Source organism: Claveliimonas monacensis (genome assembly GCF_014982975.1).
Lineage (GTDB): Bacteria > Bacillota > Clostridia > Lachnospirales > Lachnospiraceae > Claveliimonas > Claveliimonas monacensis.
In genome coordinates this window covers 271,618-287,522 of the sequence record NZ_JADCKL010000003.1, presented here as the reverse complement: position 1 = coordinate 287,522, position 15,905 = coordinate 271,618, and the positions used below count along the sequence as shown (strand labels likewise).

14 protein-coding genes are annotated in these 15,905 nt (G+C 53.1%); 1 reads left to right on the top strand and 13 read right to left on the bottom strand.

Annotation, left to right across the window (positions count from 1 at the left end):
- From ltrA to pth, 4 genes are all read right to left on the bottom strand, one after another.
- Positions 1–785, bottom strand: a 785-nt coding sequence (gene ltrA, locus INF30_RS06950; protein WP_226394687.1) for a group II intron reverse transcriptase/maturase, incomplete at its 3' end; no start/stop codon positions are given.
- A 621-nt stretch (positions 786–1,406) separates the two neighbouring features.
- Entirely contained in the window at positions 1,407–2,468 is a 1,062-nt protein-coding gene (locus INF30_RS06945) for a peptidyl-prolyl cis-trans isomerase (protein ID WP_226394680.1), read from the bottom strand.
- 53 nt (positions 2,469–2,521) lie between these two features.
- Complete coding sequence (gene mfd, locus INF30_RS06940) at positions 2,522–5,860, bottom strand: transcription-repair coupling factor (protein ID WP_076777060.1); 3,339 nt, start codon at positions 5,858–5,860, stop codon at positions 2,522–2,524.
- Positions 5,861–5,864: 4 nt separating this feature from the next.
- Positions 5,865–6,449 (bottom strand): aminoacyl-tRNA hydrolase, encoded by a 585-nt coding sequence (pth, locus tag INF30_RS06935; RefSeq protein ID WP_226394679.1) that lies wholly within the window; start codon positions 6,447–6,449, stop codon positions 5,865–5,867.
- A 143-nt stretch (positions 6,450–6,592) separates the two neighbouring features.
- On the opposite strand from pth, the gene INF30_RS06930 reads away from it, so the two are divergent.
- The gene (locus tag INF30_RS06930; protein ID WP_076777056.1) at positions 6,593–7,021 is read left to right on the top strand and encodes an FMN-binding protein; all 429 of its coding nucleotides are present in this window, start codon (positions 6,593–6,595) and stop codon (positions 7,019–7,021) included.
- 45 nt (positions 7,022–7,066) lie between these two features.
- Here INF30_RS06930 and INF30_RS06925 read toward each other — a convergent pair whose 3' ends face one another.
- From INF30_RS06925 to INF30_RS06885, 9 genes are all read right to left on the bottom strand, one after another.
- Complete coding sequence (locus INF30_RS06925; RefSeq protein WP_226394678.1) at positions 7,067–7,330, bottom strand: glyoxalase; 264 nt, start codon at positions 7,328–7,330, stop codon at positions 7,067–7,069.
- Positions 7,331–7,357: 27 nt separating this feature from the next.
- Complete coding sequence (locus INF30_RS06920) at positions 7,358–8,017, bottom strand: HAD family hydrolase (RefSeq protein WP_226394677.1); 660 nt, start codon at positions 8,015–8,017, stop codon at positions 7,358–7,360.
- A gap of 111 nt (positions 8,018–8,128) precedes the next feature.
- On the bottom strand, positions 8,129–8,908 hold the full coding sequence (gene sigG / locus INF30_RS06915; RefSeq protein ID WP_226394686.1) for an RNA polymerase sporulation sigma factor SigG: 780 nt from the start codon (positions 8,906–8,908) through the stop codon (positions 8,129–8,131).
- A gap of 176 nt (positions 8,909–9,084) precedes the next feature.
- Positions 9,085–10,692, bottom strand: a complete 1,608-nt coding sequence (locus tag INF30_RS06910) for an MBL fold metallo-hydrolase RNA specificity domain-containing protein (protein ID WP_226394676.1) — start codon at positions 10,690–10,692, stop codon at positions 9,085–9,087.
- A gap of 50 nt (positions 10,693–10,742) precedes the next feature.
- Positions 10,743–11,483 (bottom strand): RNA polymerase sporulation sigma factor SigE, encoded by a 741-nt coding sequence (gene sigE / locus INF30_RS06905; RefSeq protein WP_226394675.1) that lies wholly within the window; start codon positions 11,481–11,483, stop codon positions 10,743–10,745.
- Positions 11,484–11,506: 23 nt separating this feature from the next.
- On the bottom strand, positions 11,507–12,295 hold the full coding sequence (locus INF30_RS06900; protein ID WP_226394674.1) for a sigma-E processing peptidase SpoIIGA: 789 nt from the start codon (positions 12,293–12,295) through the stop codon (positions 11,507–11,509).
- 229 nt (positions 12,296–12,524) lie between these two features.
- Positions 12,525–13,754: a cell division protein FtsZ gene (ftsZ, locus tag INF30_RS06895; protein WP_076777043.1), complete on the bottom strand. Its 1,230-nt coding sequence runs from the start codon at positions 13,752–13,754 to the stop codon at positions 12,525–12,527.
- 200 nt (positions 13,755–13,954) lie between these two features.
- Positions 13,955–14,755 carry a cell division protein FtsQ/DivIB gene (locus INF30_RS06890; protein WP_226394673.1) on the bottom strand — a complete coding sequence of 267 codons (801 nt, stop codon included), beginning with the start codon at positions 14,753–14,755 and terminating at the stop codon, positions 13,955–13,957.
- A 53-nt stretch (positions 14,756–14,808) separates the two neighbouring features.
- Positions 14,809–15,894, bottom strand: coding sequence for an FtsW/RodA/SpoVE family cell cycle protein (locus INF30_RS06885; RefSeq protein WP_076777038.1), 1,086 nt, complete (start codon positions 15,892–15,894; stop codon positions 14,809–14,811).
- Positions 15,895–15,905: the final 11 nt, after the last annotated feature.

Here is a 15,905-nt window from a genome sequence, read left to right as displayed (position 1 = left end):
ATGCGGGTCTTGGTCATGTTGACCTTTAACCCCAGTTTCCTCTCTATCCAATCCGATACCGTCCGCATCACTCTTTTTGCACTTGATTCGCTTTTGACCGCTATCACACAATCATCTGCATATCTTGTGAACCGCAGCCCTCTTGCTTCCAGTTCCTTATCTAATTCATTCAACATGATGTTTGACAGCAATGGTGACAGATTTCCGCCCTGCGGGGTTCCGAGTTTTGTTTCCTCATAACCTTGTGTTGTCATGACTCCTGCTTTCAGATACTTACGGATTAAGGATTCTGTATCGCCATCGTTGATAATGTCATGCACCAGACTCATCAACTTATCCTGCGGTACATTGTCGAAAAATTTCTCCAGGTCGATGTCCACAATCCATTCATATCCCTCGTTTAGATATACAAGCAGCTGCCTGATTGCCGTTTCACAGCTTCGGTTCGGTCTGAAACCATAACTCCGCTCTGAAAACAAAGGCTCACACATGGGGCTTATCACCTGTACGATGCCCTGCTGGATAACCCTGTCCATTACGGTTGGGATTCCCAGCTTTCTCACTCCACCATCCGGCTTGGGAATTTCCACTCTCCTGACCGGTTGTGGTTTGTACTCCCTGCTCCTGATTTGGTTTCTGATACTGTCCCAGTTCTCTTTGATATAATCGCCAAGTTCTTCCACTGTCACCCCATCTACTCCTCCTGCGCCTTTATTGGCGCAGACTCTTTTGTATGCGGCGTTCATGTTGTCTTTGGACAATATCTTTTCCAACAGTTCTGACATTGCCTTGTGTGCTTTTCTCCTTTCCGTTTCCATGGATTCGCCATAAGTTGTGCAGTGCCTGCTCATTTACGTTTCACCCTTCCTGCTGTCAGGTATTCCATGGAGCATACATTTGATTACACGGTTACATTGTTCAGCCCTTCAGCAACGCCCATCTCAAGGCGCTGCCTACTACGGCTTCTGCTGACTTCTCACAGTTCGTTGTTACTACGGTGAGTTTTCTCCGCCTGTGAGACCTCACGGGATAAGCCTGCCAGTCTTTCCTCGTCTACCTGCCTGATCTACGCACATGGGTTACGGTTGCCTTTTGGACTTCGCTGTCTACGGTCAGCTTATCCACCATGTACGCCTTATATCAGGTTTCTGTCCGTCAGGCTACGATTTCGCTATCCCTTCTTCTCGCCTATACCTCACGATACAAACCTTGGGAGTCGCTCTGGGGTTCGTCGGCAACTACGCCCCTTGTGGACTTTCACCACAGACTGACGGCATGCCCGTCATACCAAAAAAGGTGCCACACATTTTCATGTGTGACACCTTTGCCTTAACACTTACCAAGTATAAATATGTCCCGCTTTCCTGTCAAGTGTTCCCTCTGTATTTTTTTCGATACAATCTATACTATTCTGTATCCTCAACCTGATCGTCTGTCTGAACCTCATCCGTGTAAGGATCGGCCTCATCCTGCTTCATGGTGACTGTGAGGGTGGTAAACTCAATCTTGTCCCACACCCTCTCGTGTACCTCTATATCTGCATCCTCGCGCCACCCGGCGATGGTCTCGTCCATCAGCTCCTGCTGCCTCTCAGACACAATCTCCTGCTTCTTGGCGTCTGTTGCCTCCCGGTCTAAAAGGCTGGTCACTCTGGCCACATAGTAGCCGTTGTCTCCTTCCACGACTCCTGTGGTCTCCCCCTCGCCCAGGGCATCTGCCGCCTCCACAAGCTGGGTCGGCAAGGTGGCACTCTCCGCGTCAAAGGTGGCATCCTGAGATGTCTGTCCCTGCTCGGTAGCATAAGCCGCAAAATCGGCTGCTCCCGCAGCGCCGGCCGCAAAACTTTCCGCTGTTGCCTTCAGTTGTTCTTTCTCCTCATCAGTCAGATCCACAGAATTGCCTTCTTCATCTGTCGTCGTGAAAGAAAAGGTCACATACTGCATGCTCTTCTGAGCCGCCTCCTCGTCAGAGACCTCCGTGTCAGCTCCTGCTTCCACAGCGTCCTGCACCTTCTTCTGAATTGTCAGAAGCTCAAGGACACGCTCCACTGTATCTGTATTTCCAGAGACTTTCTCTTTCTCTGCCAGTCCGTTTTCCGAATCAAACTGGCTGGCCGCCTCTTTGATCGAATTCTTCTCCTCGTCAGACAGAGAGATATCATACTCGTCCATGTGCTCTTCCATCAAATACATGTTCTCCAGGGACTCGAGGATAGAATCCTTGACCGTATCCTCGTAGGTTTTTCCCTCCTCACTCTCACCGGACCACATGTCATCTCCCATGTACCCCGCATAGTATGTCTCGTACTGGGCCTGTGTATATCTGGCAAGGAAATTTGCCACATCCGCTGTGATATCTGTATCATTCACAGTTGCCACTACATCACTGTCCTCCAGACCGCCGCATCCGGTCAGTGATCCAGCCGCCAGAACGCCGGCCAGCAGCAAAATAACTGCTCTCTTCTTCATGATAACTTTTATCCTCCTTTAAAATGCCTAGTCCACATTATAACTTTTTTTGTCTATTCAAGCAATCCCTCCAGGGAAATTAACACTTTTTTCACCACTTCCAGAGCATTTTCCTCCTTGACCTTCCGGCTGCCGCCCTTTTTCTCATACACAAAGCAGGGCGTTTCCTCTGCCTTGAAAGTCAGGTCTCCCCTGTAGGCGGCAAGCATATCCGGAATCTTCAAAGGATCCACTTTGGCCCGTTCGTACATGGTAAATATATACTGGGCGCCCTTTTGCTCCACCGCAGTCACATAAGCCCTGTGGGCCCTGGCCTTCAGCCCGGCGATCTGCAGCAGCTGCTGGACCTTGCGGGGGATATCGCCGAACCGGTCGATGAGCTCCTCCAGCATGTCCTCCATCTCCTCCTCATTCTCAATGGCCGCGATCCGCTTGTACACATCCAGCTTCTGGTATTCATTGGGAATGTAAGTGTCCGGGATGAAGGCATCTACGTTCAGGTCGATGGTCGTGGCAAAGGTCTCTTCCTCCTCTGTCTCTCCTTTAAGGTGCTTCACCGCCTCATTCAGCATCTTGCAGTAAAGATCGTATCCCACTGCCTCCATGTGGCCGTGCTGTTCTGCCCCCAGCAGATTGCCGGCTCCGCGGATCTCCAGATCACGCATGGCGATCCGGAAGCCGGAGCCAAGGTCTGTAAACTCCCGGATGGCGGCCAGACGCTTCTCCGCCACTTCTTTGAGCAGCTTATCCTTCCGGTAGAGAAGGAAGGCGTAAGCCATGCGGTTGGACCGCCCCACCCGGCCCCTGAGCTGGTAGAGCTGGGAGAGGCCCAGCCTGTCCGCGTCATGGATGATCATGGTGTTGGCGTTGGAGATGTCCAGCCCCGTCTCAATGATGGTGGTGGAGACAAGCACGTCGATCTCCCGGTTGATAAAGGCATACATGATCTTCTCCAGCTCATGCTCCCGCATCTGCCCGTGTGCAAATGCCACCGTCACATCCGGCACCAGTCTCTGGATCCTGGCTGTCAGCTCGGCAATATCCTCCACCCGGTTATAGACATAGTACACCTGCCCCTGGCGGGCGCACTCTCTCTCAATGGCCTCCCGCACCATCTCATCATTGTACTCCATGACATAGGTCTGGATGGGCATCCTCTCCTCCGGCGCCTCCTCCAGGACACTCATGTCCCGGATGCCGATGAGACTCATATGGAGGGTTCTGGGGATAGGGGTGGCCGTCAGGGTCAGCACATCCACATTTTCCTTCAGCTTCTTGATCTTCTCCTTGTGCTGCACGCCGAAACGCTGCTCCTCGTCAATGATCAGAAGCCCCAGATCCTTGTACTTCAGGTCGTCGCTGAGAACCCGGTGGGTACCGATGATAATGTCCACAAGCCCCCTCTTTGTGTCCTCGATGGTCTTCTTTTGCTGAGCCGGTGTGCGGAACCGGCACATCAGATCCACCCGCACCGGAAACTCCTTCATCCGCTGGACAAAGGTATTGTAATGCTGCTGAGCCAGAATGGTGGTGGGGACAAGATAGACCACCTGCTTGTTCTCCTGGACAGCCTTGAAGGCCGCCCGGATAGCAATCTCCGTCTTTCCATATCCCACATCTCCGCAGATGAGGCGGTCCATGATCTTATGGCTCTCCATGTCCTGCTTCACAGCCTCGATGGCCGTGAGCTGATCCTCCGTCTCCTCAAAGGGGAACATCTCCTCAAATTCCTTCTGCCAGACTGTGTCCGGCCCATATACGAAGCCGTCCTGCTCCTGTCTGGCCGCGTAGAGCGCCACCAGATCTTTGGCGATCTCCCGGACCGCTCCCCGCACCTTTGTCCTTGTCCTGTGCCACTCCTGGGTACCCAGACGGTTCAGCTTCGGCTTCTTTGCGTCTGCATTTGCATACTTCTGGATCAGGTCCAGCTGGGTGGCCGGAATATAGAGGTTCCCTCCCTGGGCATAGGAGATCTTCATGTAGTCCTTGGCCACCTTATCCACCTCGATCTTCTCGATGCCCTGGTAGATGCCGATGCCGTGATTTTCATGGACCACATAGTCCCCCACCTTCAGCTCGGAAAAGCTCTGGATCTTTCTTCCCTCGTAGGTGCGGCGCTTCTTTTTCTTTTTTACTTTTCCGAAGATATCTGTCTCTGAGATGACCTCGAATTTCAGCAGGGGATACTCATAGCCCTCCCCCACATGTCCGTAGGCGGTCATGATCTGCCCAGGCTCCACTTCCCGGTCCATCTCATCACTGTAAAAACTGCTCAGATTGTAGTCCCGCAGATCCTCCGCCAGACGCTTTGCCCTCGTCCTTGATCCGGACAGGAGGACGACCCTGTACCCTTCTCTCTTGAGCCGCTTCAGGTCTCTGGTGAGCATCTCAAAACTGTTGTTGTAGGGGCTGACGCTCTTTGTCTCCAGGCTGTATTTCCCCCGGATCTTAAACTCCGGACACCTTGTCTCAAGCGCGCACAGCCCCACGCAGGAATAACGGTTCATTTTTTTCGCAATATCCGGCGTATGGTACAGGACCATCTCTTCGTCGCTGACCTGGTATCCGCTCTCCATCCGCTTGGCCTGTGCCTCCACAAACTCACTCTCCACGGCCTCCCCTTTTTCCAGAAGGCGCACCGGTTCGTCCAGATAAAGGATCGTGTCCTCCGCGGAAAAATAGTCCAGGAAGGAGACCCCTGCCCCTTCTTTCTGCGCATCTTCGCAGGGATACACAAGGACCCGATCCAGGTTCTCCACAGACCGCTGGCTCTCCACGTCAAAGGTGCGCACAGAATCCACCTCGTCCCCCCACAGCTCGATCCGCACAGGCAGCTCCTCTGTGATGGGGAAGATGTCCAGAATGCCTCCGCGCACTGCAAACTGTCCCGGGCCTTCCACCTGGGACTCCCTGTCATATCCAGCCTGGGCCAGACGGCGCTGTACCTGCTGGAAGTCGATAAATGCCCCATTTTCTATGGATATGGCCTGGCTGCGCACTGCCTCCGGAGCGGGCAGAGCGTCCATAAAGGCGTCGAATCCCAGCACCACTGTGATCTGTTCCTGCTCCAGCACAGCCTGGATGACAGACATTCTCTGACTCATCAACTCCTTGCTGCGGATATCTGCCTGGTAAAAGAGAAAGTCCTTTGCCGGATAGAACCAGACGTCACTGCCGAGAAACCGGTATTCCTCGTACACCTGCTTTGCCTTTGACTCGCTGGCGCAGACGATAACGCGTCTTTTTGATCCGCCGGACAGGGCGTAGACAAGATGGGTCTTCTGGGAACGCACACAGCCCGACACCTGCAGAAGGCCCTTCCCTTTTTTCTGTTCTTTTTTTATCTCTTCAAATTCCGCAAGCTCCTCAAGCGGCATTGTCAGCGCTCTCATATCTCTACAGCTCCTTTGGTCTCACCTTGCGGTTAAACTCGTTCATGGCCTCATCCACACGATCTGTCACCATGTACTTCACCGCCTCCGCGGCATGGCGGTATCCTTCCTCCATCTCTTTTTTCTCTTCTGCCGAAAAATGTCCCAGGACGTAGTCTGCCAGATCATACTGTTTTGGCTTCTGGCCCACGCCCACCTTGACGCGGAGGAACACATCCGTACCCAGATGGGAGATGATGCTCTTTATCCCATTATGTCCGCCGGCGCTCCCCTTCTTGCGGATCCGGATCTGTCCCGGATCAAGACTTACATCGTCATAAATGACGATGAGCTCCGACTCTTCATCGATCTTATAGTAATCTGCAAGCCCGCGGATACTCTCCCCGCTCAGATTCATGTAGGTCTGAGGCTTGACCAAAAGCACCTTCCGACCCTCTATGGCCCCCTTCCCGATCAGGGCCCTGTTTTTCCGGTAATCTACGGAGATATTATATTCCCGGGCCAGCACATCTATGACATCAAACCCGGCGTTATGTCTTGTCCCCTCATAGGGAAGTCCCGGGTTACCAAGTCCTGCTATAATATACATTGTCTTCCACCTTTCCTTTCACGCTCTCTCCATTCTACAGGAAGAGAGGCGGTTTGTCACGCAAAAGCCGGGAATATTTTCCCGCTTCCCGGCATACATTATAGAGAATAAAATACTGCCATAATGGTACAGGAGGGCTTTTTATGAGTTCCAGAACAAAAATCGTCGTGCTCCACATGAAAGAGATCATCTACACCGTCATTTTTGCCATACTGGCAATCCTTCTGATCCTGCTGCTGGTCTTCATGTTCTTTCCCAATGACAAAGAGGGAAACAGCCCGGCAGCCCAGTACAAAGCCGGCGTCTACACCTCCTCCCTTACCTTGAACAATACAGACCTGGAAGTAGAAGTCTCGGTGGATGACGCAGGGATCAGCTCCATCCGCTTTACCAACATGGATGAGACGGCAGCCGCCATGCTTCCTTTGGCCCAGCCGGCTATGGAGGACATCGCAGCCCAGATCTGCGAGACCCAGTCCCTTGACAATCTCTCCTTCTCATCCGACTCCGCCTACACCTCCCAGGTCATCGTGGACGCCATCAAAGACGCGCTGGCAAAGGCAGAGAAATAACAGAGCCGCCCACACCGGGCGGCTCCTTTTCCTGCAAAGTCCTTCCTAGCTTTCTACGATCAGATACTTGCCGCTTGGCAGGGTAAAAACCTCTGAGGCCTCTTCCAGTTCCTCAAGAGACATGCCTTCCACGTCCACGCCCTCCTCAAGGAAATAGTTTGCCACTTCCTGGATACTGTCCACCACAACGGCCATACAGTCCTCAAGAAATGCCTCCGCCTCCTCTAAGGTCTCGGCCACAGGCTCGTCAAACAGCTGTCCCTGTCTGTCAAGGAACACCTGCAGACATTCTTCATCATACTCATACATTTTTCTTTCCTCCCTTCTTCCCTTTCTCTATCTGTTTTCCTTCAGAAACTCTGTCAGCTCACCCGGATGGCTGATCAGACGCCTGGCCCCCGCTTCCTCAAGGATCCGTCTGCTGCGGAATCCCCATGTGACGGCCACACCGGTCACACCGGCTGCTCTGGCAGTTGCAACGTCCACCTCCGAGTCTCCCACATAGACGCAATCGTCCTTGCCAACCCCCATTTTATCCAGCAGGTACAGGACACCGGCAGGGTCCGGCTTTCTTGGCAGCTCCCCGCTCTGCCCCTGCACGAAGTCGAAGATCCCTTCCCCGAAGATCTGTCTCACCACATCCACAGTCTGCCCGTGCGGTTTGTTTGACAGCACTGCCAGCCGGATGCCCATCTCTTTCAGATCATTCAGCATCTCTCTGATGCCGTCGTAGGGTGTTACATGATATGTACAATTGTCATGGAATATTCTCCCGTAGATTTCCATCCCCTCTTCCAGGCGGCTCAGATGCGCGTCTCCGCAGGCCTCCAGGGTCCGCTCTATGAGCTTTCTCGCCCCGTCGCCCACGAAACTTCGGCACTGGTCCATGGTGATGGGAGGAAGGTCCATCTCCTTCAGCGTAAGATTTACAGAACAGGTCAGTGACTCCAATGTATTCGTCAATGTTCCGTCCAGGTCAAATATGCAGCCTCTCATAATACACGGCACTCCTTTTCCTTTTTCTTTCCCCCCTATCATAGTATGAAGCGGCTGAAATTTCAACGGGCATTTGCATATCCTGCTGTTTTTTCGCCGCTTCTTTTTGCGTCAGCTGCCAAAATACTGTCTCATGATCTTCAGGGCATGCTTTTCCAGCCGGCTGACCTGGGCCTGGGAGATCTGTATCTCCTCCGCCACCTCCATCTGTGTCTTCCCCTCAAAGAAACGCAGCCTGATAATGTACTGTTCTCTTCCGCTCAGATGCTCCATGGCCGCCTCCAGGGACAGATCTTCGATCCACTTGTCCTCCCGGTTCTTCTTATCGCTGATCTGATCCATCACATAGAGGGCATCCCCGCCGTCGCTGTACACCGGTTCCTGCAGGCTGACCGGGGCCTGTATGGCGTCCAGGGCAAAGACAATGTCCTCTTTGGAGATACCGATCTCCTCCGCGATCTCCTGGACAGTGGGCTCCTTCAGGTGCTGCTTCATGTAGCTCTCCCTGGCGTAGATGGCCTTGTACGCTGTGTCCCGCAGGGAGCGGCTCACCCGGATGGAATTGTTGTCTCTCATATAGCGCCGGATCTCCCCGATGATCATGGGAACCGCGTAGGTGGAAAACTTTACATTCAGTTCCGTATTAAAATTGTTCACTGCCTTGATCAGACCGATACAGCCGATCTGAAAAAGATCATCCGGATTTTCATTGCTGGCCGAAAAGCGCTTTATGACACTGAGCACCAGCCGAAGGTTCCCCTTGATGTACCTGTCTTTTGCCTCCTCATCCCCCTCTTTTATGCGGTCCAGCAGTTCTTCCTTTTCCTCTTCTGTAAGGAGCGGGAGCTTTGACGTATTCACCCCGCAGATCTCAACCTTCCCCTGTGCCATCATCTTCAAACCTCCTTGTTTTCCGTCGTCATCTGATCTCGTACAGTATTGATTTTTCTCAATCCGGCCCGGGCTTATACTGGCACATGGGAAAATAAAAAAAGTTTTAGCCCTTGACAAAGAGCTAAAACTTTCTGTTGCATTTTCCTGTTTTTATTTCGTCTCCATCCGGCAGCTTACCTGTCCCACTTGTCTGCCAGATTCTGGATCTGGCTCTCAAATTTGGCAAGGTCTCTGTTGGAGAGCCCTTCATTTTTCATGACTACCTCCATCAGGCGCCGGGCTGCTGCCACCACTCGCTCAAAGGCAGCCCTGGCTTTCGCCCTGGCAGGTTTCTCAGACGCTTTCTTGGGAATGCGCAGGCCTTCTGACAGGATCTCTCCCGTAGCAAGGTCTATGCAGCCTCCGGAGAAGGGTGCAAAGGCGGGACAATGGATCCTCTCCTCCACAGTCTGCGCAAAACTCTCTGTCACCGTGTCCTCCCCGTGTACTACGATAACCTGGTTCGGCTTCCTCTCAAAGCCCTCCAGCCATGCCAGAAGACCGTTCATATCCGCATGGCCGCTGATCCCCTTGATGGACTCGATCCTGGCATTGACCGAGATCGTCTCTCCAAAGAGCTTGACCACCTGGGCACCTTCCAGAAGTTTTCTGCCCAGCGTCCCCACCGCCTGGTATCCCACGAAACAGATGGTGCACTCGCTGCGCCACAGATTGTGCTTGAGATGGTGGCGGATCCTTCCAGCCTCGCACATGCCCGAAGCCGAGATGATGACCTTGGGGCGGTCGTCCAGGTTGATCTGCTTGGACTCCTCCGTGGTGATACTTGTCTTCAGTCCCGGGAAAAGCAGCGGGTTGATCCCCTGTTCCACAAGCGCCAGCGCCTCCTCGTCAAAACAGGATCTGACATTTTTATTGAAGATTGTGGTGGCCTCTATGGCCAGCGGGCTGTCCACATACACCTCAAAAGCGGGGTATTCGGGCAGAAGATTTTTTTCCTTGATCTCCCTGATAAAGTAGAGAAGTTCCTGGGTCCTGCCCACAGCAAAGGAGGGAATGACTACATTGCCTCCTCGGTCAAAGGTCTCCCGCAGGATCCGGGTAAATTCTCCCACGTAGTCCGGAATCTCATCCCCGTGGAGCCTGTCGCCGTAGGTGGACTCAATGACCACATAGTCCGCCTCCTTCACAGGCTGGGGATCGCGAATGATGGGCTGGTTGGTGTTCCCCACGTCCCCCGAGAACACGATCTTCTTTGTCACATCTTCCTCTGTCACCCACACTTCGATGCTGGCGGATCCAAGAAGATGTCCCATATCGTTGAAACGAACTTTGATCCCCTGGCACAGGTCAATGGTCTGCTCATAATCACAGGGGGCAAAGCGCTGGATGGCCGCGTCCGCGTCCGCCATGGTGTACACCGGCTCGTAGAGCTCTCCGCCGCTGCGGCGGGCCTTCCGGTTCCTCCACTGAGCCTCAAACTCCTGGATGTGGGCGCTGTCACGGAGCATGATGCTGCACAGATCCGAGGTGGCAAAGGTGGTGACCACCTCGCCTGTAAATCCCTGCTTGCACAGAAGAGGGATATTGCCCGAGTGGTCGATGTGGGCATGGGTCAGAAGCACATAGTCGATCTCCGCCGCCGTCACCGGGAGTTTCTGATTCTCATACAGATCCGGTCCCTGCTCCATGCCGCAGTCAATGAGAACCCGTTTCCCGCAGGCTTCCAGAAGGTGGCAGCTGCCTGTCACCTCGTGGGCCGCGCCGATAAAAGTAAGTTTCATATACCTCAACCCCTTTTTCTTTTTATTGTATCATTTTACTCAGGCTGTGGCTATGAATATTTTACCATTTCCCTCTTCAGTCTCTGCATGATCTTCTTCTCCAGCCGTGAGATATAGGACTGGGAAATGCCCAGCACGTCCGCCACCTCTTTCTGGGTCTTCTCCTCCCCGCCGGGCACACCCAGGCCGAACCTGAGGCGCACGATGGTCTGCTCCCTGCTCGTAAGTCTCTCCAGCGCCTTTCCCAGCACTTTCCTCTCCGCCTCCTGTTCCAGATCCCGGTAGATAGTGTCCTCCTCTGTGCCCAGGATGTCTGAGAGGAGCAGCTCATTTCCATCCCAGTCCACGTTGAGGGGTTCGTCTATGGACACCTCCATCCTTGTTTTGTTATTTCTCCGCAAGTACATGAGGATCTCATTTTCGATGCACCGGGAGGCGTAAGTCGCCAGCTTGATGTTCTTCTTCGGATCATAGGTGTTGATGGCTTTGATGAGCCCGATGGTCCCGATGGAGATAAGGTCCTCCACCCCCACCCCTGTGTTGTCAAACTTTTTTGCTATGTACACCACCAGCCGAAGGTTGTGCTCAATGAGCAGCTTCCTGGCAGCTTTGTCCTCCTCCGTCCCCAGCTTTCCGATGGCCGATGCCTCCTCCCGGGCCTCAAGGGGCGCCGGAAGGATATCCGACCCGCCTATATAGTGCACGTCTCCTTTGTCCGGAAACAAAAAGGTCCGAAAATTCGGTATCACCTTCAGTTTAAACTGATTTGGCACTGCAACTTTTATCATCATGTCTTTTTCTCCTCCAATCTATACTACAGATCCGGATGGATAAGCATCCGGTACGTTCCATCTGAAGATACTGCGTCCTCGCTGATCCCCACCAGGGGCGCCTCGATCCATCTGGGCCCCCTCTCATATATGCAGAGCTTTTCCAGCCTCACAGCCGGGAGAACTCCCTCTTTCCTTCCCACGGAGCGGTATGGGATGTACCGCATCTGTTCCGGCATCTGTCCACAGAACAGCTCATCAGCCGCCGTCCTCTCCAGGATGCTGACCGGTTCTCCGGTAAACGGGTCCGTCAGGGAATTTCCGGTGTCTATGAGAGCGGTCAAAGCCACCTTTCTCTCCTTCCAGAAAATCTCCGCCCGGCATCTGTACTTGCCATGCCCAAGAGCCGCCGACAGCAGCCAGAGCACGCCTGAAGCCAGATAGTAGCTTCCCGCTGCCAGAGCAAAGAAGAGGCTTCCCACTTCCATCCAGTCTCCATACTGAGACAGGTATCCCATGATGCCGCCCGCGAGAAACCCCGCCGCATAAAGAAGGCAGAGGGCGTACACCATCTTCCTCCCCCATGGGATCCGAAGCCCCGCCCGCAGCATGATCACGCTGACCACGCCGTGGAACAGAAAAAATTTTATGATCGGACAGGGAAGCGGTAAAACGGTCACCACGCACATGAGCACAGATCCCGCCAGTGCTCCCAGGGCAATATTTCCAAGCGTGGCAGGGCTTTTCAATATCCGCCTGACAAGAAGGAGCAGTATGTGATCCATCATAAAATTTTCCAGAAAAAACACATCTATATACAGTTCATACTCCACATTACACCTTCTTTCTCTTTTGTGCAGACATCGCGTACTGCTTTACTGTACCCGGGCAGGATTTATTATAAGGAGAAGAGGGCTTCAAAATTTGTCAGATGGTGCCGGGGACCCGGCAGATTTTCTCGACAGAAAAACATCGTTTCCGCAGAAATACAAAAGATTTCGAAAAAGACAGAAAAAAGAAGACTGTGCACGATGCACAGTCTTCTGAAACGATTCTTATATTTTATTTTTTAAAGAAATCCGGAATCTTGATGGACTGCTCCTTCACCTTGCTGGTAGGTGTTCTCGGTGTGTCCAGTGAAGGCGTCGTGCCTCCCATCGGACGCTTCAGTCCGCTTCCACTGTTAGTCGGCACAGCTCCTGCCTCCGATCTCGGAGCATGAGTTGTGTGGGATGTATGTGATGCATGGGTAGAATTCAGCTGTCTGTCATAGCTGCTGGCCGGCGGAACCATCCCAGATCTTCCCTCCAGTCTGGATTTCAGTTTTGAGGACGTTCCACCCACGTTATGTAATCCCGTCGCAATCACAGTGATGGTCGCTTCATCTGCTCTGGAGTCATCGTACATAGCACCGAAGATGATATTTGCATCCTCCCCTGCCAGATCCTGTACAAACTCAGCTGCATCGGACGCATCCATAAGGGTGATATCACCGGAAATATTGATGATAACATGGGAAGCCCCTGCAATAGTAGTCTCAAGCAGCGGGCTGGCAACAGCCTGCTTCACAGCCTCCAGCGCCTTGTCGTCGCCGCGGCCCTGTCCGATACCGATATGAGCGATACCCTTGTCCGTCATAACTGTCTGCACGTCCGCAAAGTCCAGGTTGATAAGGGACGGAACATTGATCAGGTCCGTGATTCCCTGGATACCCTGCTGCAGCACTTCATCCGCCTTCTTCAGCGCCTCCGGCATGGTGGTGCGTCTGTCTACCACTTCCAGAAGCTTATCATTGGGGATGACGATCAGTGTATCTACATTCTCTTTTAACTTGTCAATTCCAGCCAGCGCATTGTTCATGCGTGTCTTGGACTCAAAACGGAAAGGCTTTGTGACAACGCCTACAGTCAGAGCCCCCTGCTCTTTTGCAATGCGGGCAACTACAGGTGTTGCGCCGGTTCCGGTTCCGCCTCCCATACCGCAGGTGACGAATACCATGTCCGCGCCCTTCAGAGCTGCTGAGATCTCCTCTGCACTCTCCTCGGCCGCCTTCTCTCCGATCTCCGGCCGGGCGCCTGCGCCCAGTCCCTTGGTGATCTTGTCTCCAATCTGCATCAGTGTAGGCGCCTTACATAACTGAAGGGCCTGCTTGTCTGTATTAATAGCGATAAATTCAACGCCGGCGATCTGTTCGTCGATCATTCGGTTGACAGCATTGTTTCCGCCGCCTCCTACTCCAACAACAATAATTTTTGCCGCCGCTTCTGACTCGTTTGTTTTAATCTCTAGCAAGGGTTTCTCCTCCTTTGTTTCTATCCTTATTATATAATTATACATCCCATAACGGCGGACTGCCAGCCCGCCATATATACTATATAATATAGGCTTTTGTGCAAAATATCAATAGAATTTTCTCTATTTTTATGGATTTCCGCTCATTTTTACGTGAGAAACAGGGCATTTTATCCGCTGTATCCGCCGGCTCCGGCATTCTATTCCCCGGATGCCGCCTCAGGCTGCTCCGCTTCCGGTGTCTCCTGGGTCGCCTCTGACGCTGGCAGCTCATCGATATCAAAAGTGACAGCGTTCCCTTCCTCCGAAAAATGCTCCAGGTGAAGCGTGCCCTTACGCCCCTCCAGATTGGCCAGGATGGGGGAAATCTGGGCCATTTTGTCAGAAGTAATATTATCGCCCAGAAGCACACAGATCTCACCGAACCAAAGCTGGATGTCCCCGCTGCTGCACACGATCCGATTCGGTGAAAGTTCAAACTCCCTGACCTGCTGTGTCACCTCCAGAATGGACTGGAACACGGCCTCATCCCCGTTTTCAAGGGATTGGTACAGTTCTGCCCCGGACACGTCAAGTCCCTCGATACAGGGCACACCTTCCAGGACCTCGCTGCTCTCCTTTACCACGGTCCCCTCTTTGTCAAAATACACGTTCTGCTCTCCGCTTGTCACATAGCCCAGAATGCTTTTTTCGTCCACAGTCACCTGCACGGACCAGGGAGCACGCAGGGATACGCTTATGGAGTTGAGGCTGCCCGGCATATCGTAGTCGGTGAAACGGTATTTGTACAGCAGATACAGAGAATTTATGGCGAGCGGGTCCTCCTCCACAAGATCTACGATCTCCTGGCTGTCCGTGTACTCATTGCCCTTCACTTCGATCTTCTGCACATAGAAGAGCAGGAACAGAGCCATCAGAATAATGGCAATCCCTAAGACGATCACTGTCAGCGCATATATTTTATGGGACTTTTTATAGCCCTTATTTTTCTTTTGTCTCATGTAAAGCCTCCTGTATACCTGTGCCGGCCGCTGATGCGTCCGGCGCTTTCCTGTTATTTTACCAGAGATGACACGCTGAGCACAAGCCCCATTTCCAGGAGCAGAAAAACCACAGACGTTCCCCCGTAGCTGACAAAAGGCAGGGTGATCCCGGTGTTGGGGATGGTGTTGGTCACCACCGCAATATTCAGGATCACCTGGATCAGCATATGTCCCATGGCCCCCGCGGCAATGAGCGCCCCGAAAAGATCCGGCGCCCTGCTGGCAATGACGTAGAACCGCCAGATCAGGATGAGAAAGAGCAGCAGGATAAAGCCTGCGCCAAAAAGTCCCAGCTCCTCGCAGATGATGGAGAAGATCATATCATTCTGCGCCTCCGGAACAAATCCCAGCTTCTGCACACTGTTCCCAAGCCCCCGCCCGAACAGGCCGCCCGAGCCGATGGCATAGAGCCCCTGTAGAGTCTGATACCCCTTCTCGTAGGCTTCCGGATTCCTCCAGATGGCAAGCCGCTCCAGGCGGTAGCTCTCCATAGCCAGGAAGACAGCCATAAACCCGCATCCGACAACTCCCATCCAGATAAACTGGCCGTACCTGGGGCTTGCGATAAACACAAGGATCACTCCAATCCCCAGGATAATGATGGCTGTGCTCAGATTGCTGGCGCCCACAAGGCCGGCCACCGGCAGGATCAGGATCATAATGCCTGCCATGACCCGCATTTTCTTTATTTTGTCCGCATACTTCGTCACCCTGTCCGCCAGGAATAGGATCACCGCCACCTTGGCAAACTCTGAGGGCTGAAAAGAAAAAGGGCCCAAAGAAAGCCATCTTCTGGACCCGTTGTACTCATCTCCCACAAGAAGGACAGCGACGGACAAAAGCACCGCCGCCAGATAGGCCGGCAGTGCAAAACGGCGCAGGACATGGTAATCCATGCTGGCCGTCACAAACATGGCCGCTATCCCAATAGTTGTGGCAAAAACCTGTTTTTTCAGATAATAATAAGGATCATTGAATTTCACTTCTCCGTTCCAGGCACTGGTGCTCTGCAGGATCACAAGCCCGGCCAGAAGGAGAAGCGCCAAAGCTGCAAGCAGCGTGTAGTCATATTTTTTCTTTCTGGATGAACCCGGCAATCTTCGCTCTC

Coding starts and splice junctions, on each gene's coding strand:
- INF30_RS06945 (WP_226394680.1), bottom strand. CDS start 2,468: ATGAAGAAGAGAGCAGTTATTTTGCTGCTGGCCGGCGTTCTGGCGGCT.
- mfd (WP_076777060.1), bottom strand. CDS start 5,860: ATGAGAGCGCTGACAATGCCGCTTGAGGAGCTTGCGGAATTTGAAGAG.
- pth (WP_226394679.1), bottom strand. CDS start 6,449: ATGTATATTATAGCAGGACTTGGTAACCCGGGACTTCCCTATGAGGGG.
- INF30_RS06930 (WP_076777056.1), top strand. CDS start 6,593: ATGAGTTCCAGAACAAAAATCGTCGTGCTCCACATGAAAGAGATCATC.
- INF30_RS06925 (WP_226394678.1), bottom strand. CDS start 7,330: ATGTATGAGTATGATGAAGAATGTCTGCAGGTGTTCCTTGACAGACAG.
- INF30_RS06920 (WP_226394677.1), bottom strand. CDS start 8,017: ATGAGAGGCTGCATATTTGACCTGGACGGAACATTGACGAATACATTG.
- sigG (WP_226394686.1), bottom strand. CDS start 8,908: ATGGCACAGGGGAAGGTTGAGATCTGCGGGGTGAATACGTCAAAGCTC.
- INF30_RS06910 (WP_226394676.1), bottom strand. CDS start 10,692: ATGAAACTTACTTTTATCGGCGCGGCCCACGAGGTGACAGGCAGCTGC.
- sigE (WP_226394675.1), bottom strand. CDS start 11,483: ATGATGATAAAAGTTGCAGTGCCAAATCAGTTTAAACTGAAGGTGATA.
- INF30_RS06890 (WP_226394673.1), bottom strand. CDS start 14,755: ATGAGACAAAAGAAAAATAAGGGCTATAAAAAGTCCCATAAAATATAT.